Annotated in this window: 20 protein-coding genes and 1 pseudogene; 11 read left to right on the forward strand and 10 right to left on the reverse strand. The window is 59.6% G+C overall.

Annotation, left to right across the window (positions count from 1 at the left end; all coding sequences use genetic code 11):
* The first annotated feature begins 65 nt into the window (after window positions 1-65).
* From NMA58_RS28085 to NMA58_RS28120, 8 genes and pseudogenes are all read left to right on the forward strand, one after another.
* On the forward strand, window positions 66-1,079 hold the full coding sequence (locus tag NMA58_RS28085; RefSeq protein WP_434714837.1) for an SIS domain-containing protein: 1,014 nt from the start codon (window positions 66-68) through the stop codon (window positions 1,077-1,079).
* A gap of 122 nt (window positions 1,080-1,201) precedes the next feature.
* Window positions 1,202-2,542 (forward strand): ABC transporter substrate-binding protein, encoded by a 1,341-nt coding sequence (locus NMA58_RS28090; protein ID WP_434714839.1) that lies wholly within the window; start codon window positions 1,202-1,204, stop codon window positions 2,540-2,542.
* Window positions 2,543-2,544: 2 nt separating this feature from the next.
* On the forward strand, window positions 2,545-3,510 hold the full coding sequence (locus tag NMA58_RS28095; RefSeq protein ID WP_434714841.1) for a carbohydrate ABC transporter permease: 966 nt from the start codon (window positions 2,545-2,547) through the stop codon (window positions 3,508-3,510).
* Window positions 3,507-4,367 carry a carbohydrate ABC transporter permease gene (locus NMA58_RS28100; RefSeq protein WP_434714842.1) on the forward strand — a complete coding sequence of 287 codons (861 nt, stop codon included), beginning with the start codon at window positions 3,507-3,509 and terminating at the stop codon, window positions 4,365-4,367. Before NMA58_RS28095 ends, NMA58_RS28100 begins: the two co-directional genes overlap by 4 nt.
* A 19-nt stretch (window positions 4,368-4,386) precedes the next feature.
* The gene (locus tag NMA58_RS28105) at window positions 4,387-4,545 is read left to right on the forward strand and encodes a hypothetical protein (RefSeq protein ID WP_434714844.1); all 159 of its coding nucleotides are present in this window, start codon (window positions 4,387-4,389) and stop codon (window positions 4,543-4,545) included.
* A complete protein-coding gene (locus NMA58_RS28110; RefSeq protein WP_434714845.1) occupies window positions 4,545-5,399 on the forward strand; it encodes a PfkB family carbohydrate kinase in 855 nt (284 codons plus the stop codon). Before NMA58_RS28105 ends, NMA58_RS28110 begins: the two co-directional genes overlap by 1 nt.
* A 1-nt stretch (window position 5,400) precedes the next feature.
* Window positions 5,401-6,810 (forward strand): NAD(P)/FAD-dependent oxidoreductase, encoded by a 1,410-nt coding sequence (locus NMA58_RS28115; protein WP_434714895.1) that lies wholly within the window; start codon window positions 5,401-5,403, stop codon window positions 6,808-6,810.
* 5 nt (window positions 6,811-6,815) lie between these two features.
* Window positions 6,816-7,271, forward strand: a pseudogene (locus tag NMA58_RS28120) (GGDEF domain-containing protein); the annotation flags it as partial.
* 315 nt (window positions 7,272-7,586) lie between these two features.
* Here NMA58_RS28120 and NMA58_RS28125 read toward each other — a convergent pair.
* Window positions 7,587-8,909 (reverse strand): reverse transcriptase domain-containing protein, encoded by a 1,323-nt coding sequence (locus tag NMA58_RS28125; protein ID WP_434714847.1) that lies wholly within the window; start codon window positions 8,907-8,909, stop codon window positions 7,587-7,589.
* A complete protein-coding gene (locus NMA58_RS28130; protein WP_311044163.1) occupies window positions 8,906-9,622 on the reverse strand; it encodes an SLATT domain-containing protein in 717 nt (238 codons plus the stop codon). The genes NMA58_RS28125 and NMA58_RS28130 overlap by 4 nt, the downstream gene beginning before the upstream one ends.
* 384 nt (window positions 9,623-10,006) lie before the next feature.
* Here NMA58_RS28130 and NMA58_RS28135 point away from each other — a divergent pair, with 384 nt between their 5' ends.
* A complete protein-coding gene (locus tag NMA58_RS28135) occupies window positions 10,007-11,104 on the forward strand; it encodes a hypothetical protein (protein WP_434714849.1) in 1,098 nt (365 codons plus the stop codon).
* 173 nt (window positions 11,105-11,277) lie between these two features.
* Here the strand turns inward: NMA58_RS28135 and NMA58_RS28140 are convergent, their stop codons facing one another.
* From NMA58_RS28140 to NMA58_RS28175, 8 genes are all read right to left on the reverse strand, one after another.
* The gene (locus NMA58_RS28140) at window positions 11,278-12,087 is read right to left on the reverse strand and encodes an ABC transporter ATP-binding protein (RefSeq protein ID WP_434714851.1); all 810 of its coding nucleotides are present in this window, start codon (window positions 12,085-12,087) and stop codon (window positions 11,278-11,280) included.
* Window positions 12,084-13,073 carry an ABC transporter ATP-binding protein gene (locus NMA58_RS28145; RefSeq protein ID WP_434714853.1) on the reverse strand — a complete coding sequence of 330 codons (990 nt, stop codon included), beginning with the start codon at window positions 13,071-13,073 and terminating at the stop codon, window positions 12,084-12,086. Before NMA58_RS28145 ends, NMA58_RS28140 begins: the two co-directional genes overlap by 4 nt.
* 1 nt (window position 13,074) lies before the next feature.
* Window positions 13,075-13,932: an ABC transporter permease gene (locus tag NMA58_RS28150; protein ID WP_207245678.1), complete on the reverse strand. Its 858-nt coding sequence runs from the start codon at window positions 13,930-13,932 to the stop codon at window positions 13,075-13,077.
* A gap of 2 nt (window positions 13,933-13,934) precedes the next feature.
* Window positions 13,935-14,939, reverse strand: coding sequence for an ABC transporter permease (locus NMA58_RS28155; protein ID WP_183701372.1), 1,005 nt, complete (start codon window positions 14,937-14,939; stop codon window positions 13,935-13,937).
* A gap of 117 nt (window positions 14,940-15,056) precedes the next feature.
* Entirely contained in the window at window positions 15,057-16,961 is a 1,905-nt protein-coding gene (locus NMA58_RS28160; RefSeq protein ID WP_434714855.1) for an ABC transporter substrate-binding protein, read from the reverse strand.
* 180 nt (window positions 16,962-17,141) lie between these two features.
* On the reverse strand, window positions 17,142-18,650 hold the full coding sequence (locus NMA58_RS28165; RefSeq protein WP_221137772.1) for an alpha-N-arabinofuranosidase: 1,509 nt from the start codon (window positions 18,648-18,650) through the stop codon (window positions 17,142-17,144).
* 211 nt (window positions 18,651-18,861) lie between these two features.
* Window positions 18,862-19,785 (reverse strand): ArsR/SmtB family transcription factor, encoded by a 924-nt coding sequence (locus NMA58_RS28170; protein WP_064812150.1) that lies wholly within the window; start codon window positions 19,783-19,785, stop codon window positions 18,862-18,864.
* A 168-nt stretch (window positions 19,786-19,953) separates the two neighbouring features.
* Complete coding sequence (locus tag NMA58_RS28175) at window positions 19,954-21,024, reverse strand: acyltransferase family protein (RefSeq protein WP_434714858.1); 1,071 nt, start codon at window positions 21,022-21,024, stop codon at window positions 19,954-19,956.
* 344 nt (window positions 21,025-21,368) lie between these two features.
* Between NMA58_RS28175 and NMA58_RS28180 the strand changes: the two genes are divergently transcribed.
* Window positions 21,369-22,454, forward strand: coding sequence for a polysaccharide pyruvyl transferase family protein (locus NMA58_RS28180; protein ID WP_434714860.1), 1,086 nt, complete (start codon window positions 21,369-21,371; stop codon window positions 22,452-22,454).
* Between the two features lie 19 nt (window positions 22,455-22,473).
* The gene (locus tag NMA58_RS28185; RefSeq protein ID WP_434714862.1) at window positions 22,474-23,988 is read left to right on the forward strand and encodes a lipopolysaccharide biosynthesis protein; all 1,515 of its coding nucleotides are present in this window, start codon (window positions 22,474-22,476) and stop codon (window positions 23,986-23,988) included.
* Window positions 23,989-24,040 lie beyond the last annotated feature (52 nt).

The raw sequence follows: 24,040 nt of genomic DNA on the forward strand, positions 1-24,040 counted from the left end.
TGCCGCAGTCCGCCGCCTGAAGTGGGGACGTGTGCGTGCTTTCTACTGACAGACAAGGGACCCGAATGTTGAACTTTGACCAAGCCCGCTTTCTGAAGATCCAGACGGGCGCCGTTGCGATTGCTGATTGGATCCGCCCGCTGATGCGCGAACTGCTCGATGCGGGGATCGAGCGGCTTTACTTCATGGGCACCGGCGGCGTGCAGCTCCTGACCTTTCCTGCGATCGAGCTCGCCGCCCGCCATACGACCTTTCCGGTATCGGCCTGCTTCCCGGCCCAGGTGATCCTCGATCCGCCGGCCGGGCTCAACGAAAAGGCGCTGGTGGTGATGCCGTCATTGTCGGGCACGACCAAGGAGAGCGTTGCGCTTCTGCCTTTCCTCAGGGAACGCGGCGTGCGCCTGTTGACGCTCACCGGCCATGCCGATACGCCGCTCGCGCAGCAGGCCGATCACACCTATACCAACTTCGCCGAAGACGACACGTCGTCGGAGTCTTTCTACCTGCAGACCATGATCATCGTCCTGGCGCTGCTGGCCGAAACAGGCAGGATCGCGAATTTCGACGCGATCGTTTCCGAGCTGAAGAGGCTGCCGGGGCTGCTCGCAGAGGCCAAGGCCGCCTATGAAGACGAGGCGGCGAAGCTCGCCCAGTCCATCAAGGACGAGCCATATCATATCTTCACCGGCGCCGGCTCGGTCTGGCCGGAGGCGCATTACTACGGAATGTGCATCCTGGAAGAAATGCAGTGGATCCGCACGCGGCCCGTTCATGCCGCCGATTTCTTCCACGGCACGCTGGAACTGGTCGAGCCGGGCGTCAGCGTGTTCCTGTTCAAGAGCGAGGATGCGCTGCGGCCGCTCGGCGAGCGGGTCGAGCGCTTCGTCCATCGCTACACGGACAAAGTCTGGATCCTCGATTCCGCATCCGTCGCGCTTCCCGGCATTTCGCCGCAGGTCCGCAGTCTGATCTCGCCGGTCGTCCTTGCCACCCTGGTGGAGCGGCTGAGCGCCCATCTCGAAGTGCTGCGCCAGCACCCGCTGACGACCCGCCGCTACTACAAGCGGGTCGAGTACTGATGCATGCCGCGATCCTCGTCGCCCGCAGCGGCGAAAGAGGCTTGCCGCTTCGCACCGGCGGATGGCGGACGGTAGGACACCGCGATCTGCCGCACGATCAACAAGCAAAAGGGGAATGAAACATGCAACGGTCCATCCACTCCACTGCTGCGATGATTGCGGCAGTATCGGTCATCTCGATTTCCTGGGGAGCCTTCCCGGCAACAGCCTCCGCGGCCGGCGATGCGCCGGTTGCCGATCCTGCCGCCAAGGTCGAATACAGCGGCAAGCTGACGATCCTGACCAAGTTCGGCCTGCAGCTGCTTTCCCCCTATTTCGTCAATGTCGCCAAGGCCTACGAGGCGCAGCATCCCGGCGTGAAGATCGAGCTCATCCAGGAGAACGACGACAGCATCAAGGGCAAGACCAAGACGCTGGTCGCCTCGAATTCGCTGCCGGACATTTATTTCTCCTGGACGGGGACCTGGGGCGAGAACTTCATCCGCGGCAATCGCGCCGTCGATCTGTCCAAGGTCATCGGGCCGGAGACCGAATGGGGCAAGACGCTGAGCCCGGCGGCCGTGAAGGCCTTTTCGTATAACGGCAAATATTTCGGTGTGCCGCTTTATCTCGACGCCAAATTCATGGGCTACAACAAGAAGATGTTCGCCGATCTCGGCATCGAGCCGCCGAAGGACTTCGACGCGCTCTTGAAGGCCTGCGACGCGCTGAAGGGTTCGGGCGTGGTTCCGATCGCGATCGGCAACAAGGAATCCTGGCCGCTCGTCCACTATCTCGGGCAGTTGCTGGCCTATAATGTGCCGACCGAGACGCTGGAGCGCGATTTCAACCCGAAGACGGCGACCTTCGACCATCCCGGCTATATCGCGGCGCTCGGGCAGTACCGCTCGCTTCAGGAGCGCTGCGCCGGCGGCGCCCAGGTCAACGGCCTCTCCTACCAGACCGCACTCCAGTCGATGAGCGACAGGAAGGCGGCCATGTACTACCAGGAGATCATCGAGTTCGATCAGGCCGCGACCAAGGAAACGGCCCTGAAGCCGGAGGAGTTCGGCTTTTTCAAGCTGCCGGCCCCGAGCGATGCCAAGGGTTCGGCCACCGCGCTCGAAGGCGCGCCCGAGGGTTACATGGTCAATGCCAAGGCGAAGAACCTTCCCCTGGCGATCGACTTCCTGAAATTCCTCACCAGCCAGGAAAACGGCAGGACGCTGTCGGCGCCGCCCTATGGCCAGCCGAGCGCCGTGATCGGCGGCGCGGATAAGACCAGGATCAATCCCAATGTCGCCGAAGGCATGGAGGAGATCGCCAAGGCAAGCTATCTCATGCCATGGCTCGACACGGTCAACCATCCGCGTGTCGCCGCTGCCTGGCTTTCCGGCCTGCAGGCCTTCGCCGGCGGCTCCATGTCGGCGGAAGATCTTCTCGCCTCCGTCCGCAAAGCCGCCGCGGCTGCCGTCAGGCAATGAGCATGGCGAGCGTAACGGCAACCCCGACAAGGAACGGTGCCGCCCTGCGCGGCGCCGTCTCCAACCGCAGGAGATGGCTGCGGCACGGCCTGCTGCAGCAGCTGGCGGCGTTGCGCTGGGGCATCGTGGCGCTGATCATCGTCGGCTGGTTCGTCTATTATCCGATCGTCGACAACCTGTTTGTCAGCACGACCACCCAGGACATCTTCACCGGCGAGGTCGATTATGTCGGGCTCGACAATTATCGCCGGCTGCTGGACGATCCGGTCGTCTGGCGGGCGCTGACCAATAACGGCCTCTATGCCGTGCTCTCGGTCGTCTTCCAGGTCTTCGCCGCCTTCGTGCTTGCCGCCATCATCGAAGGGCTCCGGAGCCGCGCCTGGCGGAATTTCTGGCGGGCCGTCTATTTCATTCCCTCGGCAATCTCCACCACGGTCACCGGCCTGCTCTTCTATTTCATCTACCAGCCCGATATCGGCCTTCTCGACGCCCTGCTGCATCTGCTCGGGTTGCAGAACCTGTCTTACACCTGGCTGGGTGACGAGCGCACGGCGATCTACGCGATCATCGCGATGAGCCAGTGGCAGGGCTTCGGCTATTCGACGCTACTCTTCACCATCGCCATCCAGAAGATCCCGCGCGAACTCTACGATGCCGCCACGGTCGATGGGGCCGGGCCGCTCCGCCAGCTCTTCTGCATCACCTTTCCGCTCACCCGCGAAATGACCGGCATGATGATCATCGTCACCATTGCCGGCGCCTTCCAGGTTTTCAACGAAGTCATGGTGATGACCGGCGGCGGGCCGAACAATTCGAGCCAGGTGCTGGGGACATGGCTCTACGAGCAGGGCTTCAACCAGAACGACATGGGCTATGCGGCCGCAATCGGCGTGGTCATCTTCCTCGCCACGCTGACCACAGGCCTGCTCCAGCTCTGGTACACCAAGCGGCGGAGGGTTGAGGCATGAGCGCGGTGGTCATTCCTGCGGGCGCGTCGCTGCGCAACCCCTGGCTGGTCATCGGCAAGGGCGTGCTGATGGCGCTGCTGGTGGCGGCGGGCATTCTCGTCGTCTACCCGCTGGTCTGGATGGCGCTCGGCGGCTTCAAGTCGAACAGCCAGATCTTCAGCGATCCCTTCGCGCTTCCCGACCGCTGGTCCTTCGACAATTACGTCGCGGCCTGGAACCAGGGTGTGCGCAATTTCCTGTTCTCGAGCCTGCTGGTGACGGTCGTTTCCACAATCACCACGGTGTTCATCAGTGCCTGGACCGCCTATGGCCTGACCCGGACGCAGATGTTCGGCAAGCCTGTTATCGTCGCTTTCGTGCTCGGCGGCATGATGCTCAGCCCGACCGTCGCGCTGGTGCCGCTCGTGCAGATGATGCAGAGCCTTGGCCTCTACAATACGCATTGGGCGCTGATCATCCTTTACACGGCCTTCCGAGTGCCCTTCACCACCTTCCTGATCCGCGCCTATATGCTCGACCTGCCGCGCGATCTGGACGAGGCGGCCATGATCGATGGCGCCAGCGAAGGGCAGATCTTCCGCAAGATCATGCTGCCGCTCTGCCGCTCGATCATCGTCTCCTGCATCATCCTGCACATCCTGTTTGCCTGGAACGAATATATCTTCGCGATGATCTTCACCAACCAGATCGACGTGCAGACCCTGCCGGTCGGCCTGACCTCGCTGATGGCCAAGCATGGCACCAATTTCGCCGAGGTCTTCGCCGCCATGACCATCTCGGCGCTGCCGATCGTCGTCATCTTCTTCTTCACCCAGCGTTATTTCATCCGCGGCCTCACCGAAGGCATCGGCAAGTGATTTCATGAGGAAACCGGAAGTGCCAAAACTCTCGGCCAGGCAGCTGATCGGCGCCAATTTCAGCTTTCAGCACTCTCCCTTCGAAAAGGTCGCGGAAATCATCCGCGGCTTCGGCTTCGCCGAAATCGAACCCTGGGGGATCCCGCCTTATCTCCAGCCGGCAGGGGAGGTCGCGTGATGGCGGCGATGCGGCTAATTGCAGTTGGCGACAACTGCCTGGACGTTTACCTCAGCAAGAACAGCATGGCTGTCGGCGGCAATGCGCTTAATGTGGCGGTGCAATGGCATCGGCAAGGCTGCGATGCCCGCTATTTCGGCGTTGTCGGCAGGGATGCCGAGGGCGACGTGATCGCCACGGCGATCGAAGCCGTCGGCCTGCCTGGGGCGGACCTGGAGCGGCGGGACGGCGCCACCGCCGTCACCCTGCTCCTGGAGCAGAATGGCGACCGCAGGTTCCTGCTGGAGGATCTTGGCGTCGGGCGCGATTACGTTCCGTCTCCGGAACGCTACGCGGCACTCAGGCGGGCCAATTGGGTTCACCTCGGCACCAATTCCAGCGCCGAGCTCATCGAGCGGCTGATCGAGGATCGCATCCGCTTCAGCATCGACGTCTCGACGGCGCACCAGTCACTGGATCTCAAGGGCGTGCCGCTGGTCTTCGCATCCGGGCCGGATGAGCCGCACGTGCCGGTCGAGCCCGTCATCGGAACTTTGAAGGATCGTGGCGCCGCGAGGATCGTGCTGACCTGCGGGCCGCGCGGCGCCTTCTTTGACCACGGTGCGGAGCTTGTCCATGTGCCGGCGCAAGCAGTCGATGTCGTCGATACCTGCGGCGCCGGCGACAGTTTCATCGCCACCTTTGTTGTCGCGCATCTTCTGAAAGGCATGGATGCCGAGGCGGCCATGCGCCTCGCGACCGATGCGGCCGCCGGGACCTGCCTGCACGAAGGCGGCTTCCCGCAGAGGCTCGCCGCCATTCCGCCATGGCTCCTGCGGAAATATGCCGACGAAATCTCTGCCGCGGAGGGCTGACATCATGCGCTACACCTTGAGACCGCCGGTTTTGGCGCACGGCGCGGACCGCTCCTTCTGGCTCCAGGACGCCGGTGCCGCCCCCGTCACCACGCCGCTCGTCGGCGATCAGGCCGCCGATGTCGCCATTGTCGGCGGCGGCTATGCCGGCCTGTGGACGGCGCTGCGCCTGAAGGAGCAGGATCCCGGGCTCAAGATCGTCCTGCTCGAAGCGGATTGCTGCGGAGCAGGGGCATCCGGCCGCAATGGCGGCCAGGTCCACTCCTGGTTTGCCGAGATCGATCTTCTCACCGCCGTGGTGGGAGAGACGGAGGCGCTTTCGCTCTGCCGGGCCACCGCCGATGCGATCAAGGAGCTGGAGGCCCTGCAGGCAAGCGGCGCGATCGACATGGATCTCAGGCTGGACGGATGGCTGTGGACGGCAAGCGCCAGGGCCCAGGAAGGCGCATGGCAGAAGGCGCTTGACATGGCGGAGGCCCAGGGCGAAGCGCGCTTCACCAGGCTCGATGCCGGCGAGATTGCCCGCCGCACCGGCTCCCGCGCCTCCTACATGGGCATTGTCGAGATGCGGGCAGGAACGGTGCAGCCGGCAAAGCTCGCCGCGGGCCTGCGCCGGCTCGCTCTCGCGCGCCATGTGATCATCCACGAAAAGACACCCGTCACCGCGATCGAACCGGGAGCCGTCGCCACCCTGCACACGCCGCAGGGCCGCCTTCGCGCCGGCCGCGTCGTGCTGGCGGCGAATGCCTGGCTTGCATCCATTCCCGAGCTCCTGCGCTACATCTATGTGGTCGAAAGCCAGATCGTCGCCACGGAACCTGTGCCGGATCTGCTTCAGCGCCTGGGGTGGATGGGCGGCGAATCGATCTGCGACGCGCAGGCGCATGTGCTCTATTACCAGCGCACGCCGGAGGGGCGGGTGATCTTCGGCCGCGGCAGCGGCAAGATCGCCTACGCCGATCGGATCGGTCCCTCCTTCAATCGCGGTACGGAAAAGGGCGCCGACAACAGGCGCGAGCTGGACCGGGTCTATCCCGAACTGGGAACAGTGAAGATCGAGCACGACTGGTCGGGCCCGATCGACTGCACCGCAGATCACCTGCCGATTTTCGGCCATCTCACCGACCAGCCCAATATCTTCTTCGGCATCGGCTTCAACGGCACCGGCATCGCCCAGACGCCTGTGGCCGGCCGCATCCTCGCGAGTCTGGTGCTCGGCCGGGATCACCAATGGAGCCGCAGCGGTCTTGTCGGACTTGGCAAGCGCAAGAGGCTGCCGCCGGAGCCGATCCGCTATCTCGGCGCCAGGCTCGTCCGCAAGGCGATCCGCCTGCGCAACGATGCCGAAATCGAGAACCGGCAGGTCAACCCGATCGTCCGCTACATCTCCGAATTGAAGCCCGGCGGATAGCGGGCGGGATTGCGGGCTATCGCGCCTCCGAGACGGACGTCTGGGATGGCCGCTGGCTCTGGATGACCGAGGCAGTCCAGACCAACGGCTGGATGATGTGCATTGCAAGCGACATCACCCATCTGCGCGCGCAGGGCAGGAGCGTGCGGCAGGATCGCGACCAGGCGATCAAGGCCTCCTACACCGACGAGCTGACCGGTGTCGCCGACCGCCGCTTCGTCATGGCGCGCGTCGACGACATGCTGGCCGCCGCCCGGCACGAAAGCCCGGGCTGCCTCGCCGTCTTCGACATCGATAATTTCAAACGCATCAACGACAGGCACGGCCACCACGCCGGCGATCTCGTGCTGCGCGATTTCGCCCATCGCATCCACCAGAACGTCCGCCGCAACGATTGTTTCGGCCGGGTCGGCGGGGCCGCGATGCCCGGTTCCGGGAAGCCTATAGCTATGGGAAAGATCCTTATCCTCCCAAGGGTTGATCGTGAGCTTGGTAGGTTGGCCCCGCTATGGTCGTAATGCCACAGCGGCACCGAAGGGAAACAGACAGAAGATCATGAAATATATGCATAACGATCTGGGTTACTTCGATGGTAACGAGATTATCGAAGTATGCTCGACAAGCCAGCGAGCGTGAGGCTCGTGGCCACCACGAACTTGAGTCGCCATCGCGTGGGCTGCGGTCACAAATACTTCGGTAGCCATGTGACCAGTTCGCCTTTCCGCGTCGTGTGGAGCGGGATGCACGGTGTTAGCGTGGGTTGCTAACGTCTCGTTTCAACTGAGTGGCGTGATATCCTTTTCGAGTTCCGCGACTTCCTTTCTGATCAGCTGAAAAAACTTGCGATTAATCCGCTCGATAGGCCAGTTTGCCACTATAGAACGGTCGATAACCTTCATTGTAGCGATCATGTCGATCTTCTGATCGGTGGAATATTCGTCGAACCTGGGAATGTAGCGAGTTGAGGCAAGGTTAAAATTTATCTCATGATATGCCTTAACAAATCGCTTTGGAGTGCCGAACTGATCCATCCCCAACCTCCGCCATGTTTTCGCAATAAAGCTGTCTAGCCGCTGAAGTTGCTTTAGGTCGTCCGTCATCGAAAAGAAGAACATCCAGCCCATTCTTCGGCCATCAAAGATACATCCGGTGATTTTCAGATTTAGACGAGTGAGGATTTTGGCGTGATTTGCGTTATATTTCACTCCGGTCATCACCCTCATCGCCTTGTCGATGATGCGCCGGTATGAGCTTTCTCGCACCGACGTGATTTCGGGCGCGAGATGGAAGCCAAGATAGTCGACTCCTTGGGAGAGTGGGACAATTTTAGTCTTTGTTTTGTCTTCGAGGCGATGACACTCCAGCCCAATCTGCGCCAACCGTCCTTTGATCAAACGAAAGTTCCGCTTGGCATGTGTCGTGGGGCACACGATCAAGATGTCGTCGACATATCGGAAATATGCAAAGCGCGACCGGGCAAAATCATCGAATTTCATCATATAGATCGAAGACAGCACGTTAGATATGCTGAGACCCTGCGGGATGCCAATCCTGTTGGGTCGAGTTTCCTTGCTGGCTGAGGTCGGAGTGCTAACTGCTTGGATGATTAGCTTAAGAAGCGGCCTGTGACGAATGCGAGTTCTCAATCGGCGAAGCAACTCGTCGTGTTGCACTGTGGGATAAAAGTTTTTTATGTCGATTTGAATGAACGAGTAGTCATCTGCGAGCGGCGCTATCAAAGCAGCTACTTCGTCTACGATATGATGGGCGGGTGGGACCCTAGCGTCGGGAAAAACCGACATCAAAACATTGGTTAGCGCACGTAATGCGACCCGATCTCTTGCCGTGGCAACAGAAATTTGCCGTGGCGGCTTATCCGGGCCTTTGAGTACGAGCTTTTGTTTAAACGTCGTGAAATTGTACGATCCAGCGAGTGCCCTGTCAGAAATTCGCTGTACTCCCTCATCGAGGGTTTGGGCGAAGACGGAGGGATGAGCGCCATCCTTCCCGATGGTGTGAGAGTGGAGGACACGTTCGTTGAAGATTTCCGCTAATCGCTGTGGGGCGAACTCAATGGTGAAAATGTCGAGCGCGGTCACCTGCACACCCACCCAGAAATCAAAGGCCAGGCAAGAAAGACCAATGGGACTGAAAATAAAAATGTGATGGCAACGTAATAAAAAGTATGGCGGAAAATATAAGATAGCCACATATACTTTGTCGGAGTGAGCGGCTTTTCGCCCATATTCAGTTTCTTGCCCTCCCAGTATGTATGATTTACGATCAGATCGTAGTAATCTTTTTCGGAATGGTTCGGGTAGATCTCAAGGATTTCAAGATATTGGTTAAGTCTCTCTTCCGAGCTTGTGCCTTTGCTCTCAAGTTTCTGAAGTTTTAAATAGCACTCGCGGAATATATTCGCGCGGCTTTCAAACCGAAATCCTCCAGCGACAAGAGACGCGACCAACACAATGACCGAGGCCGAAAGGTTGATCTCCTCAAGCAGAGGATAGGTTTGCACATAGAACTTGGAGAATACTGATAGGACTACCGTGAATAGGGAATAATATGTAACAGATAGGTAGCTAATGTTCTGATTTCGAATAGCTTTTCGTTCAGCGATCATTCTGACACGGGAGGTAATCCAGATGCGGTCGTCAACATTGCTCAATTTCGTTCCCGTCAAGTATTGGTTAAGGTGTCCGGACGCAAAGATTTCATAACGATTAAGCACTCCAAGGAGTGCAGCTTTAAGCTCAGGCATGCCAGTCTTGGTAACAGTGACCCACATCAGTGAATCAGTGGTTTTCACCACTCCGCCCGGACGCGAAGTATTTATCTTCCATTTTCACTGATTTCAACCATATCGTGCAGGTCTTCGCCAACTTAGTTATCGGTCGAATAAAGGCTGGCCGCGGCTCCCGGGCGAAATGCGGTCGACTCCGACGCTGCAGTTGAGATCTGCTTTTGAAAAATGAATCGCTATGCGCCTATCACGTAATTAACGATCATGATCGTCAAGCTGTTTGCATGCTTCTAACGAGGTTAACCACATAATCGAGAGGGGGACAATTTGGAGAAGCGCAGGATCGTTGGACGGATCTACGCGGCAGAAGATACGCCGTCCGGCAGAGGTAGGCGCCTCACGATCGAGATTGACGCCGTTCTTGTCTCAGACGCAGGACTCGACCCGCACTTGCTGAAAGCCGACAGTGCGCTGCAGAACTTTGCACTCGTCCGGGTCAGCAATACAGGAAGACGGTTTTCAGAGGTTTTCGGCATCGACGCAGAAGCGATTGGCGAAGGGGCGTGGCTTTTTCTAGAAATAGGTGCTCGGGAAGATCGATCGCTCAGGGCAAACATCGCGGTTTTGGGGCCAACGGGGTACGCACAGGCCACCGACGTCTGGGTGAGCCGCGGTGAGTACCTTTTCAGCGATGGGCCAGAGGATTCCCGCCCGTTTCCAGGCGGTGCGGGCATCCCCGATCAACGGTCTGTCGCGAACGACCTCCACCGCAGTTGCGGTCTTCCGTACCCTGACGAGCATGCCCTTGCAGACGTCGAGCGAACATTGGCGGCAGTCGGCGCACCGTCACACCTCAAGGTACACGACGTCGGGCAAGCGAGCTTCGTTGGCCTGAATGACGAGGCGGGTGAAGCGAAGTTGTATTTCGATGCCGGCTGGCCACTTATATTCAACCAGCGCACCGAGCCTGCACACTTTGCACCGCGGAGGGTCGATTTCGTAGTCTTGTCGCACTGGGACTTCGATCATCTGCTTTCTGGATACAGGTACCCATACCTCAGAAAAGCCTGCTGGATCGTCCCTGACCAGAAAATGGGGCCTGGCGCAAGACGCTTCGCTTCCCTTCTCGAGCGCGATGGCAGACTGATAGTCGCATTTCGGGATCTTGATCTTGGATGGGGAAGCATCCGCCAAGCCGGCGGATTGCGAAATGACGCCAACAGCAGTGGGCTTCTGTTCACCATCACCCTTCAGTCTGGGAAGCAAGCGCTTCTGGTCGGAGATGCACACTACAAATTTTTAAGGCTGCCGGTTTCATTCAGGCCCGATTACTTGGTTGCAACCCACCATGGAGCTTCATTCGAGGGCGACGTTCCGCGGCCTCCGTTTGAGGGAGCTTCCTGTGTTGTCTCCGTTGGAAAGGGGAATGTCTACCGACATCCAAAAGAAGAAGCCATAAAAGCTCACAAGGATGCGGGATGGAAGTTGCACTATACGACGCACGCTGGGAATGTAGGTGGGCGTGGCTCGCGGCAGCTCGGTCCATGAAGCCTTTGGGTTTCCAGGGCCTCGTCGTGCGATGATCATCGGAGCCTGAACCAATCGACAGACTCCCTGATTGCCGCCGCATGATCAACAAGCTCGGTTGTCCGCTTTTCGGTTCCCCTCACGGCCCCAAATCAGACGTTGCATCCAAGCCGCCGATGTCAGCTACTGGCGAACTATACCACCGCACTAAAATCCGCCGCCAGCACCGCATCCTTCAACGCCCGCGAATACTCATGCTGCGGATCGTCCAACACCGCCCGCGCCCGCCCCCGCTCGACGATTTCGCCTTTGCGCATGATGATGATGTTGTCGCTGATGTAATAGGCGGTGGCGAGATCATGGGTGATGTAGATGATCGAAAGGCCGAGCTCGTTCTTCAGCCGGCCGAAGAGGTTGACGATCGCCATGCGCAGCGACGCGTCGACCATCGAGACCGGTTCGTCGGCCACCAGCAGGCGAGGCTCAGGGATCAGCGCGCGGGCGATGGCGACGCGCTGGAGCTGGCCGCCGGAGAGTTCGTGGGGAAAGCGGCCCTTCACCTCTTCCAGCGTCAGGCCGACATGGTGGAGGGCGGTATCGGCCATCTTCTCCACCGCTCGCCGGTCCGGCCGGTTGCCGGAGGCGGAGAAGTTGCGGGCGGTTTCGAAGAGATAGCGGTCCACCCGCTTCAGCGGGTTGAAGGCTTCGAAGGGGTTCTGCAGCACCGGCTGCACCTCCTTCATGAAAGCCTTGCGTTCGGCCCGGCTGTGGATCGCCACGGTCTTGCCGGCAAATTGCAGCTCGCCTTCGGTCGGTTCCGCCTGGCCGAGGATCATCGCCGCCACCGTCGATTTGCCCGAGCCGGATTCGCCGACGATCGACAGTATCTCCGGCTCGTCGCCGATTTCGAAGCTGACATCCTTGACCGCGGTGATCAGCCGCCGGCCGAGCAGGCCGCCCTGGCGGTAGATTTTCGTCACATGCGAGAGGCTAAGCAGAGTCAAACCTGATCCCCCGTAACCGCAAAACATGCCACCCGCCGCTCGGGCGCGACGGTGACCAAGGGCGGAACCTTCTGTGAGCAGATCTCCATGCGCTTCGGGCAGCGCGGGTGAAAGCGGCAGCCTTCCGGCGGCATGGCAAGGTTCGGCGGCCGCCCCTCCAGCGAGGGCCGGGTGGTGGGGTCGCCGATCTTCGGCAGGCTGCCGACGAGATGCTGCGTATAGGGGTGGAGCGGCGCGCTGAAGAGCTTGGCCGTCGGTGCCTCCTCGACCAGCCGGCCGGCATAGACGATGCCGATGCGGTCGGAGACCGTTGCATGCACGCCCATATCATGAGTGACGAACAGGAAGGACGAGCCCATCTCGCGCTGGATGTCGCGGATCATCGACAGCACGTCACGCTGCACGATCACGTCGAGCGCCGTCGTCGGCTCGTCGGCGATGATGAATTCCGGCGTAAGGATGGTGGCGAGCGCAATGGTCATGCGCTGGCGCATGCCGCCGGAGAGTTCGTGCGGATAGGCGTCGAGCAGCTGCGGATCCAGCTTCAGCCGCTGCAGGTGGTTGGCGACCTTCTCGAAGAAGATCGGCTTGCTCACCTTCATGTGGCGGAAGGCGAAATCGGTGAAGGAATGGCGGATCCGGCGCACCGGGTTCAGCACATTCATCGAGCCCTGCATGATGTAGGAGAGATGCTTCCAGCGCAGCGCCACGCGCTCCTCCGGCGTCATCGCATAGAGATCCTGGGTGCCGCCGCCGAAATGGAATTTGACACTGCCGGAGACGACCCGGAGCGGCGGCCGGATGGCGCCGGCAATGGTCTTGATCAGCGTCGTCTTGCCGCTGCTCGATTCGCCGGCGACGCCATAGACCTCGCCGCGGCGGATAGTCAGGCTGATGTCGTCGACGGCCCGCACCTCGCGATCGACGCCATAGAGGAAGGCGCGGTAATAGGCTTTCAAGTTGTCGATTTCGACCAGATTCTCCATGCTAATTTCCCATCCGGTTCAGCCGGCTGCGCGGATCATTGTATTCGTTCATCGACATGGAGAGCAGGAACAGCGCCAGGAAGAGAATGACGATGACGGCGACGGGGGCGGCCACCCACCACCAGATGCCCGAGATCAGCGCCGAATGCGCATTGGCCCAGTAGATCATCATGCCCATGGTCGGCGTCTCGATATCGGTGAACCCAAGCACCGAAAGCGTGATCTCCATGCCGATCGACCAGATCATGTTGTTCATCGTTGTGGCGAAGACGATCGGCAGCACATAGGGCAGGTGCTCCTCCACCAGGATCTTGCGCATCGTCATGCCGGAATAGACGCTCTGGGTTGTGAACGGCCGGCTCTTGAGGCCGAGCGCCACCGAGCGGATGAGACGCGCATCATAGGACCAGCCGAGCGAGGCCATGATGACGATCAGCGCCACCCAGGTCATGTTGTCCTTCAGCACGAAATAGAAAAGGATCAGCAGCGGAAATTGCGGGATCACCATGACGCTGTCGTTGATCGCCATCAGCACCCGGTCGACCGCGCCGCCGGCATAACCGGCCACCAGCCCGACCACGAGCGAGATGATGCGCGAGAGAAAGGCGACGCCGATGCCGAAATAGAGGGTGTTGCGAAGGCCGATCGTCAGCTGCCAGAAAACGTCCTGGCCGCGCGATGTCGTGCCCAGCCAATATTCGCCGTCCGGCGGCATATCGGGTGGCAGGAGATAGATGTCGGTCGCGCCATAGGGCGAGAAATAGGACAGGATCACCAGGCCGACGATGACGGCAAAGAGCAGCAGGCCGCAGAGGAATTCCATGTTCTGGCGGGCGAGGTCGCGGATGATGGTAAACATGACTATTCCACCTTGATGCGCGGATCGATCAGCGGGCTCAGCACGTCGATGATGAAGACGGCGGCGGCAACGCCGACGATCGACAGTGCGCTGAGGCCGAGCACCAGGCTGTAGTCGCCGGCATGCACCGCTTCGATCAAGAGATTGCCGATGCCGGGATAGCCGAAGACGATTTCGGTGATGACTGTGCCGTTGAAGATCGCGCCGAGCGACATGGCAAGCCCGGTGAATTGCGGCACCATGGCGTTGCGGGCGATGTAGGAGCGCAGGATCTTGCCCTTCGGCACGCCGCCGAGCTCGGCAAAGACGACATAGTCGTCGGTGATGATGTTGGAAACCAATGCCCGCATGCCGATCAGCCAGCTGCCGGCGCCGACCAGGATCAGCGACAAAGCCGGCAGGATGGAGTGTTTGAGGATGTCGATGACAAGGGCAAAGGAGAGGTCCAGGTTGGCGTTCATCTCATAGCCGCCATTGATCGGCAGCACCGGCCAGATGAAGCCGAAGACGATGAGCAGCACGAAGGCGAGGATGTAATAGGGGATGGGCAGCATGGCGATGAAGACGAGGCTGACGGCCTTCAGCACCATGTCCTTGCGGTAATAGCCGGCAAGCGCGCCGATCGCATTGCCGAGCACGAAGGTGATCAGCGTCGAGACCGTCATCAGCCCGATCGTCCAGGGCAGCGAGCGCAGGATGATGGTGGAGACGGGGGTCGGAAAGGCCGAGAGCGAGGGGCCGAGATCGCCGGTCGCAAGCCGCAGCCAGAAGTGCAGATATTGCTGCCAGATCGAGCCCTGCATGCCGTAGAGCTCGCGCAGCGACTGGCGCATCAGCTCGATCGCATTGGGATCGGACTGACCCATCTGGGTGATGGCGCCTATGCTTTCTTCGACCGGATCGATCGGGGTCAGGTGGGTGACGAAGAAGGTGATCGTCACGCCGAGAAAGACGACGAGCAGAAACTGACCAAATCGCTTCAGCACAAAGATCAGATAGGGCGTCATAAGGCAGTGGTTCCTCTCTGCTTCCCTTCTTGAAAGGATCGACGAGCATGGCAGCTGGGGCTCATGCCCGTCGATGAGGGGGCCGGCGCGATGGCTTACGCGCCGGCGTTGGGAGGGTTATTGCGGTTGAGCCGGCTTCAGCTTGACCATCATCAACCTGGAGTTCGCCCAATTCGGCACCGGATCCGTATAGGGATCCTTGATGGTGGGATAGCCGGTCCAATAGGTCGTATCCATCGAGGTGAAGACGTTATAGGACATCAGCGGGATCGTCGGCATTTCGCGGGCGACCAGCTTCAGATAATCCTTGCCGAGCTCCATGCCCTTGGGGTCGTCGGCGCTGATGCCGCGGATGCTCTCGATGATCTTGTCGAGCTCCGGATTGGACCAGCGCTGCCAGTTGCGCGGCGGCTGAACCTCACCCTTCTTGGCGACGAACTGCGAGTGCCAGCTGTCGAGGAAGAAGGAGAGGTCGGGATCGCCGCCCCAGGTTTCGACGCTCCAGGCGATCGCCACCTGGAAATCGCCGGGCTGCAGCGCCGTCTGCCACAGTTTCGCGGCCGGTACGGCCTTGGCGTCGATGCCGAAGGCCGCCCATTGCTGCGCGATCAGCGTGCCGGCGCGGGTGAAGACGGAGCGCGTGTCGCCTTCCACCGTCATGCGGATCTTGAAGGGCTGACCATCAGGCGTGAGCCACTTGCCGCCGGATTTCTTGAAGCCTGCCTTCTCCAGAAGCTCGCCGGCCGCTTTCGGGTTGGGTTTCCACCAGCCGTAGCCGAAGGCACCGCTGATCGCTTCCGGATCGGTCGGGATCTGGTCCTTGAACTTCGGCTGCTTGCGCAGGATATCGGCGATCTGTTGCCCGACCGTCGGGTCATAAGGCTTGATCTTGCTCTTGCCGGTATCGACCTCGAAATCCTTCAGCCAGTCCTGCATCGGCGCCTGATAGTCTTTCATCGTCGCCGCCGTCGGCGGCACGCCGAGTGCGGAAAGCGTCGCCGCGCCGCGATAGCTCGCCATGTCGACGGCCTTGATGTCGATCAGCAGAGCCAGCGCCCAGCGCACGTCGGCATTGTCGAAGGGCGCTTCCTGGGTGTTGAAGATGACGGCCGGCAGCGTCGGATCCGGATGGGCGAAGGGGAAGCCCGGGAACCAGGTATCGATCGTCTTCGACTTCTCCTTGAGGGTGAACATGCCCTCCGGGGTGTTGTCGTGGATGATATCGAGATTGTGCTCGAGCTGGGCGATCGTGCGTTTATCCGGCGGGCCGGGATCGGTATAGGTCACATATTTCGGGGCCGGCTCGCCGAAGCGGGCAAGCGAGGTGCGCTGCCAGTCGTCGCGCTTCTCCCAGGTATACCATTTGCCCTGCGGGTCGTAGGCCTTCAGCTTGTAGGCGCCGAGCGAAACCGGATTGGCGAAATCGTAGCGCAGCGGATCTTCGACCTTCTCGAAGACGTGCTTCGGCATGATCCAGGCGCCGTTCCAGCGCACGGTGAAGATCGCATGGAAGCGCGAATTCGGCTTCTTCAGCTTGAACACCACAGTCTGCGGATCGGTCGCCTCGACGCTTGCCACCTGCACCGAGAAGGCCGCACTCCAGATCATGCCGGGATGGTCCATCTGCGTCTTGACGGTATAGACCACGTCATCGGCGGTGAATTCCACGCCGTCGCTCCAATAGAGCCCCTTGCGCAGTTTCACGGTCATTTCGGTGAAGTCGGCATTATACTGCGGCTTGTCGGCGGCGAGCGAATTGTCCCAGGCTGCGCCGCCAAGCCCCTGTTCGGGGTCGATATACCAGAGCGTATCCATGGTCAGCTGCTGCAGGCCGGTGGAAACCCCGCCGCCGCCATTGACCCAGATATTGAACCAGCCGGGATTCTTGATCGTCCCTTCCGGATTTTCAACGATGAGCGTCTCCTTGCGCGGCAAGGAGGTATAGTCTTGGGCTCCGGCCACCGCGGTCAGGCCGAGCGTGGCCAGCACGAAGCCGAATGCAAACCTCTTCCACTTTTGCATGAACTCCTCCCTTGTAAGCGACGATGCGGCGGCCTTCGAGGCACGCAGGGGCATGTCGCGGTTGTCGGTTCGCAGAAGCGGGCTTGTGAGCCTGACGCTTCGGCGAACCATCCTCCGGCCGCCTGCCTCCTCGCAGGGGGCCGATTTCTCAGCCGGGCCGATCGGCACCGGCGGCGGTTGTCACACCGACAGCCGGATGACGTTGTAGGACAGCGGTTTCAGCGCCGCCCGCACCCGTCCATCCTCGATCCTTGCCGTCTCGACCTTGGCGGGCACGACCGTCTCCGGCCGCCGCGCCGTATTGACGGCTTCGAGATCGCCATGGGTCATCTCCACCTGCTCGATCAGCCGGGCTCCGCCGAAACCTTCCAGCCGCACGTCGAGATCGAGCGCGCTATCCGGGTGGCGGTTGACGGCAAAGAAGGTCAGCGACCGGCCATCCTCGGAATGCACCGCCGAGACATCGAGATAGGGAACCTCGTTCTCCTCGTCGCTGTCATAGGTCGGGCCGTCGACGACGAGCTGCAGCGCCGATCCGCGGCCATATCGCGAGGCGTAATAGAAGGGATAATAGATCGTCTGGCGCCAGGCCGCACCACCATCCTCGGTCATGATCGGGGCGATGACGTTGACGAGCTGGGCGATGCAGGCGATGCGCACCCGGTCGGAGCGGCGGATGAAGGTGTTCAAGATGCCGCCGACCTGCAGCACGTCCTCGAAATTATAGACGTCCTCGAGCAGATGCGGCGCATCCGGCCATTCGTCGCGCGCCAGGATCTCCTTGTCCTGCTGGTTGGAATGATACCAGACGTTCCATTCGTCGAAGGAGATGCCGATCGTCTTCTTCGAGCGCTTCTTCGCCTTGATGTAATCGATCACGCCGCCGATCGTGGTGATGTAGCGGTCGAGCTTGGTCGCCCGGGCAAGGTAATTCAGCGTGTTCTTCTCGCGGTTGGCGAAATACATATGCAGCGAGATGTAGTCGGCGCTGTCATAGCACTGGTCGAGAACCTCGGCCTCCCATTGCGGATAGGTCTTCATGTCGGAATTCGACGAACCGCAGACGACGAGCTCGAGCGACTTGTCGAAGCCGCGCATGGCTTTGGCCGTCTCGTCCGCCAGCCGGCCATATTCATAGGCCGATTTGTGACCGACCTGCCAGGGGCCGTCCATCTCGTTGCCGAGGCACCAGAGTTTCACATCATGCGGATTGGACCAGCCGTGCTTGCGGCGCAGATCCGACCAGTAGGTGCCGCCGGGATGGTTGCAATATTCGAGGAAGTTGCGGGCCGCATCGAGGCCGCGTGATCCCAAATTGACGGCCAGCATCGGCTTGGTGTTGGCCTTCTTGCACCAGTCGACGAATTCGTTGACGCCGACCTGGTTGGCTTCGCGGGTGCGCCAGGCAAGGTCGAGCCGCACCGGCCGCTCCGAACGCGGGCCGACGCCGTCTTCCCAATTATAGGCCGAGACGAAATTGCCGCCGGGATAACGGCAGTAGGGCGTGTCGAGTTCACGCACCAGATCGAGCACGTCGCGGCGGAAGCCGTCTTCATCGGCTGTCGGATGTCCGGGCTCGTAAATGCCGCCGTAGATCGCTCTGCCGAGATGCTCGAGAAACGAGCTGTAGAGCCTGGCGTCAATGGTCGCGATGCGGAAATCGCGGTGGGCAACGACATTCGTCTTCAACGGATCCTCCCCGTTTATGTATCAGGATTTTTGTTTTCGTGCCTCTAACTTGATATCAGGAATACCGTGATGTCAACCGAAAGGCGGATTTAATCATACTAATGCCAATCCGAAGGAAAAATATTGAAATACAATGGCTTGATTAAGTTTAGCGACCGCTGAAACACGAAATAAATGCGATTTTTAAATCAGGATATCCGATATTAACTTTTCAGACATGCAGCCGCATGGTGATGTCGCGGCCGTGATTGCCGAAGCCGCGGCCGAAAATATTGACGCCGCCGGTGTGGCCGGCATTTTCGGCGATGCCGACGCGCAGGCGGATCGACGAATGCTGGCCGAGCGCCAGATCGCTGAGCGTGATATTCGATGCGGCGATACCGTCGATGAAGGTGCCGCGCGTCGAGATCCGCCAGGTTTTCATCGTCCCGTATTGCGAACCTTCGAGCTTCCACCAGGCGGGCGTGAAGGCGCCGCGCTTGTCGCCGTAATCGCCGGGCGAGGTCCAGGTGCCGATCGCCATGCCGTTGACCCAGAGCGTGATGTCGGAGGGCCAGTCCGGATTGGTTCCGGGCACTTCGGATGACAGCTCCAGCGAAAATTCGATAGCGCGAATATCCTTGTTCAACACCTTGGCATTGTTGGGGAATTTATATTCGACATAACCGCGGCCGAACCACACCAGCCCGGCCTGCATGCGCTGCGGATCGAGGAAATAGTCCGGCACATCGAGCGGTCCGATGACGCTCTCGGTCGAGCAGAGACCGCAGGGCGCATGCACGTCGCAGCTCGTATAGAGCCCGACCGGCATCTCGACCTCGATGATATTGTTGGCCCGCTGCGCCGCGCTTTCCTCGAAGCTGATCAGGATTTCGCTATAGACCGCCGAGCAGATCTTCTGGTTGCCCTTGCGCGCCTTGGCCAGCCGCGAATCGACGAGTCCGGCATCTTCCAGGATCTGAATGCCGGTGGCGACGGTGGATTGAGGAAGAGAAAGCGCCTGGGCGATATCGTTGATGTTGAGCGGCCCCTTGGCGCAGAGCAGCTTCAATATCTCGATCCGCGCCGGCGCCGAAAGCGCCCGAATGGCCTCACTATTCTCGCCGGCGGCGATCGTTAAAAACGAGCGTTCCATCAGTTCCCCATAGTTTCCGATAGAATGATGTATATCGGAAATTATGATGCAGCAAGTGGAGTAGTTCGGAATGATGCGCTAAGCGAGAACAATCACGCGCCAAAGTCCGGCTGCAACAATCAGAGCGTCAGACGTCGCTGCGAACTGTGGGTCGGAAGTCAGCTTTTCTCAAGGGCTGACAGGCTGTCGCTGGAGGAGCGGGATGCGCTTCAGGCGCAGCGCACGTTTCTCCAGGAGATGCCATGAAAGCCAGCCGAGCAACCACGATGTCGGCAGCGAAAGGGCAAAGACGGCCCACCACGTGCTGTACTGGCCGAGGGCATGGTTCATCACCTGCTCCACTGGCCAGCCATAGAGATAGGTCCCGTAGGAGACGTCGCCCAATCGTTCGAGAGTCGGCAGGCGTATGGAGGGCGAGGTCGCGATGTAGACAAGCGGATAGGCGAACAACATGCGACCGTAAAGATAGGCGGGCCAGAAGACGAGGAAGAGCGCGCCGAGCGCCGCGAAGACCAATGCCAGGACAATGCTGGGCCGCCGCTTTTCCATCACGAACCAGAGAAGCGAACCGCAGAAGAAATAGGGAGCGATAAAGGTGAAATCCGTCAGGAAGCGTATGTTTGGCCACGGATGATCGAAGAAAAGCTGCCATGTCACGCCCACGGCGACGGCAAGTGCCATCAGCGGCGCCCGCAGAAGCCCGATTGCCATCAATCCTGCGACGATCAGGTAGCAGAAGATTTCCTGCCCGATCGTCCAGAGAGAACCGTTGACGGAGGTGGCAAGCCAGGAGATGGCGGGATCATAAAACTGCACATGCGGCAGGGTCATGCCAAAGTTCGGGTCGAGCAGCGAATGCAACGTCGTCTTCAGATGAAGCGATTTCAGCAAGTAACCACTGATGCCCAACGGGCTGAACAGGGCGCCCAGGACGTAGACGCTGAGCAGGGTGCAGACGATGAACGCCGGGTATATTCTCAGCGCCCGCCGCCAGAGAAAACCCCCCGCGCTGCCGAACTGCGCGCTCTGCGTGACGAGGAATCCGCTGGTGATGAAAAACACATAGACGCCGAATAGGCCGAGGATATTGCCCTCTCCGAACAACCACTCGAAGGGCTCGTTCGCCGAGGTCTTTTCCACGATAAGGAAGGCGTGCGAGAAGATCACCGTCGAGGCTGCGACGAGCCTGATCATGGTGAAGTTCGGGTAAAATGCCTTCTTGCCATCGCCCCCGTGCATGCGAGCCTCCCGCACCTCTAAAGTTTGACACGCCATTAAGGCGAGTTTGAACGTTGTTACGAGCCGTTGTGAAAATGGGCTCAAGTCGAGACTCTCTCCGATCTGCCCAACTGCGCCTCTGACAACAGTGCGCTCGGCACAACGACCGGATGAGCCGTGGCGCACCGCCTCAGTCTATCGGAGTGAGCGCTAGAACGAAGTCATCTCCGAAAATCCAGCATGTCTAACATTACGAAAAAGTAATGTAAATCTGGTGCGATTCTATGTCGCGCCGAAGTCCAATTGACTCATTCAGCTGATGGATATAGATCAGTCGATAAAATTTAGAGAATCAAGTTGTATTGATGCATCACCTCGGCGAAGTTGTAATACATAGACAAAAAGAAAAGTTGATTGAAATAGTAAGGAAGTTCGTAAATACGGGACAGCCTTACATCATAATTGACTTTCCTTTGAATAAAGATCCGGGGCATCATGCAAGTTGGCTTGGGTTGTCGCAGGTATTGAAGGAAGTAACGGGCAGGATGCCGGCGCTTGTTTGCGGTGCATCCCAAAATATAGACGAGATAAAGGAAACGCCGGCCGATGCTCCAATTTTCATTTGCGGGTGGAGTGATTTTGGCAATTTGCGGGCGGGCAGGGATGATATTCGCTGCCGCTTGATGTGGAAATATCCGGATCGGACGATCATCCAGATGCCGCAGAGGGTCCACTTCGCCAACGAGTCGCTCAAGGAATACGCCAAACGCACGATTGGCAGGCATCGCAACTTCTTCTGCCTGACGCGCGATGACCAGAGCTTCGAACTGGCAAGAGCGAACTTCGATTGTGAGGTCGAGGCCGGCCCGGACACGGCATTCGGTATCGAGACGCTGAAGCCCTTCGACGCCGATCCTCTGAGGGTGTTGTATGTCATGCAGCCTCTTGGCGAGGACTGCGTCGATATAGCCAAAGCGCGAGCGATTGTTGACGGACCTCTGACCAATTGGATCAATGGCCCCGACAGTTTGTCGCGCCTGCGCATGTCGAGCATCGTCAGCTCGGCGCTGCGGCATGGATTGAGCCGCACGGCGATGCTGGCTCAGCACCGCGAGGATGTCGCCCGTCGATATGTCGATTATGGCGTGCGGATCCTGTCCGGCGCAGAGCGGATCATTACCAACCATTTACACGGCCATATTCTCTGTCTGTTGCTCAATAAGCCGCATGTCGCGGTCGCGAGAGACGGCAGCAATCTTCACGCTTTCATCGATAGCCGGACCGGCGACAGCCCTCTGGTGGAGACAGCAACGAATGCCGGCGAGATTTTCGCAGCAATGTCTCGCCTCCCCTATGAGATCGGCGGCACCTGGTACAAGTCGAGCCGGCCCATGACTGTCGGTCCCAGTATTCCCGCCCCCGATCTGGTCCCTCAACCTTCCATAGTCTGATTATCGGTAGGAGCTCAGTTTGTCGGTTTTGCAAGACGACGATATTCTCTTCAGCCATGTCAGTGAGAACCGGTCCGCCGCAGCCGTAACGGGTGCCTTCTGGTCGGCGCTCAGCACCCTTATTCCGACGGTCCTGACCTTCGCTGTTTTTGTGGTCACGTCTCGTATTCTCCAGCCTCAGGACTTCGGTCTTGTCGCGCTGTCCTTCAGCATCGTCTCCTTTGCAGCGAGTTTCGGGCCGACTGCCTTTGGCGAAGCGATCATCCAGAGAGCCGAGATCAGGCGCAGCCACCTCGACACGATATTCCTGCTTTCGCTCGGCTTTTCGTTCCTGGTCTACGGCGGCTTATGCCTGGCCGCTTCGTCGATCGCGGCCTATGTCGGGCATAAGGAAGTCACCTATCTCATTTACATCATGGGATCGAAGGTATTCTTCGACTTCACGGCCGTCGTTCCGAATGCGATCGTGAACAGGAAAATGTCATTCCATCTGGTGGCCGTCCGCACAGTCATCGCGACCGTCACGTCTGCTTGCCTTTGCCTTGTTCTGGTTCTCGCCGGTTTCGGCTTGTGGGGGCTTGCCATTGCCCAGATCGCCGCCACAGCGGCATCGTGCGGCGCTGCTTTCTGGGGTGCGGGTTGGATTCCCGGCCTGAAGATAAAGAAAGCGAGCCTCAATGATCTGCTTCACTACGGTTTCTTTGCATCCGGCACCCGTTTTTTACAGACGATGAGCCTGGACAACTTGCTCATCGGCGTGCTCCTGAGCCCGTCGGCGCTCGGCATCTATAACTTTTCCAAGCGCTTGTTTGACATGATCAACAACGTCATCGCCGGCGGCCTGACGTCGGTGACGCACGTGCTGCTGTCATCGCTGCGGGCCGATCCGAAGAAAGTCCGGGAAGCATTCCTGATGGCGACGTTTGGCTGTGCTCTGGTTTCCTACCCCGTCTTCATCGGGCTTGCGGCGGTTGCCGATGATGCAATCACGACGATTTTCGGTGCGCACTGGATCGAGGCAGTTTGGCCGGTTCGATTCTACTGCGTTATTGGCTTGATGGCTGGGATCGGCTACGTGCAGGCATCCCTGATAAAAAGCCAGGGAGAGATGGATTGGTGGTTTTACTACCAGCTGGTTCGAAACGTTCTCACGCTTCTGACCATCGCAGTTCTTTACCCCTACGGCGTGACGACAATCGTGTTTGCGATCATGATCGAAGTTCTGCTGTTCTGGCCGATCACCAGCTGGAAGGTGTCGCAGCATATAGAGCTGAGTGTGCCGGCATATTTGGCGCAGTTCCTGCGGCCGACCACGGCCAGTGCAGCGATGGTGGCTGTCGTTTTGCTGCTGCATGAACTGTTGCTTCATTGGTCGCCCTACGCACGTCTGGCTATAGAAGCCCTTGCAGGCGGCATCGCTTACTGCAGCCTGATATTCTTGCTGTGCAGGGCGCGCCTGAATGTCCTGATCGGCAGCATCAAGCAGGCTCGGCAGCGCAAGGGCAACAGGGGCGCAGTGGCCACCCCTGTGTGATTTCCTGGCTCCAGCGCGGCGGATTGTTTCGCCGCCCGTCTCTCAACCCAAA

The sequence above is a fragment of the Rhizobium sp. YTUHZ045 genome (assembly GCF_051124255.1).
Lineage (GTDB): Bacteria > Pseudomonadota > Alphaproteobacteria > Rhizobiales > Rhizobiaceae > Rhizobium.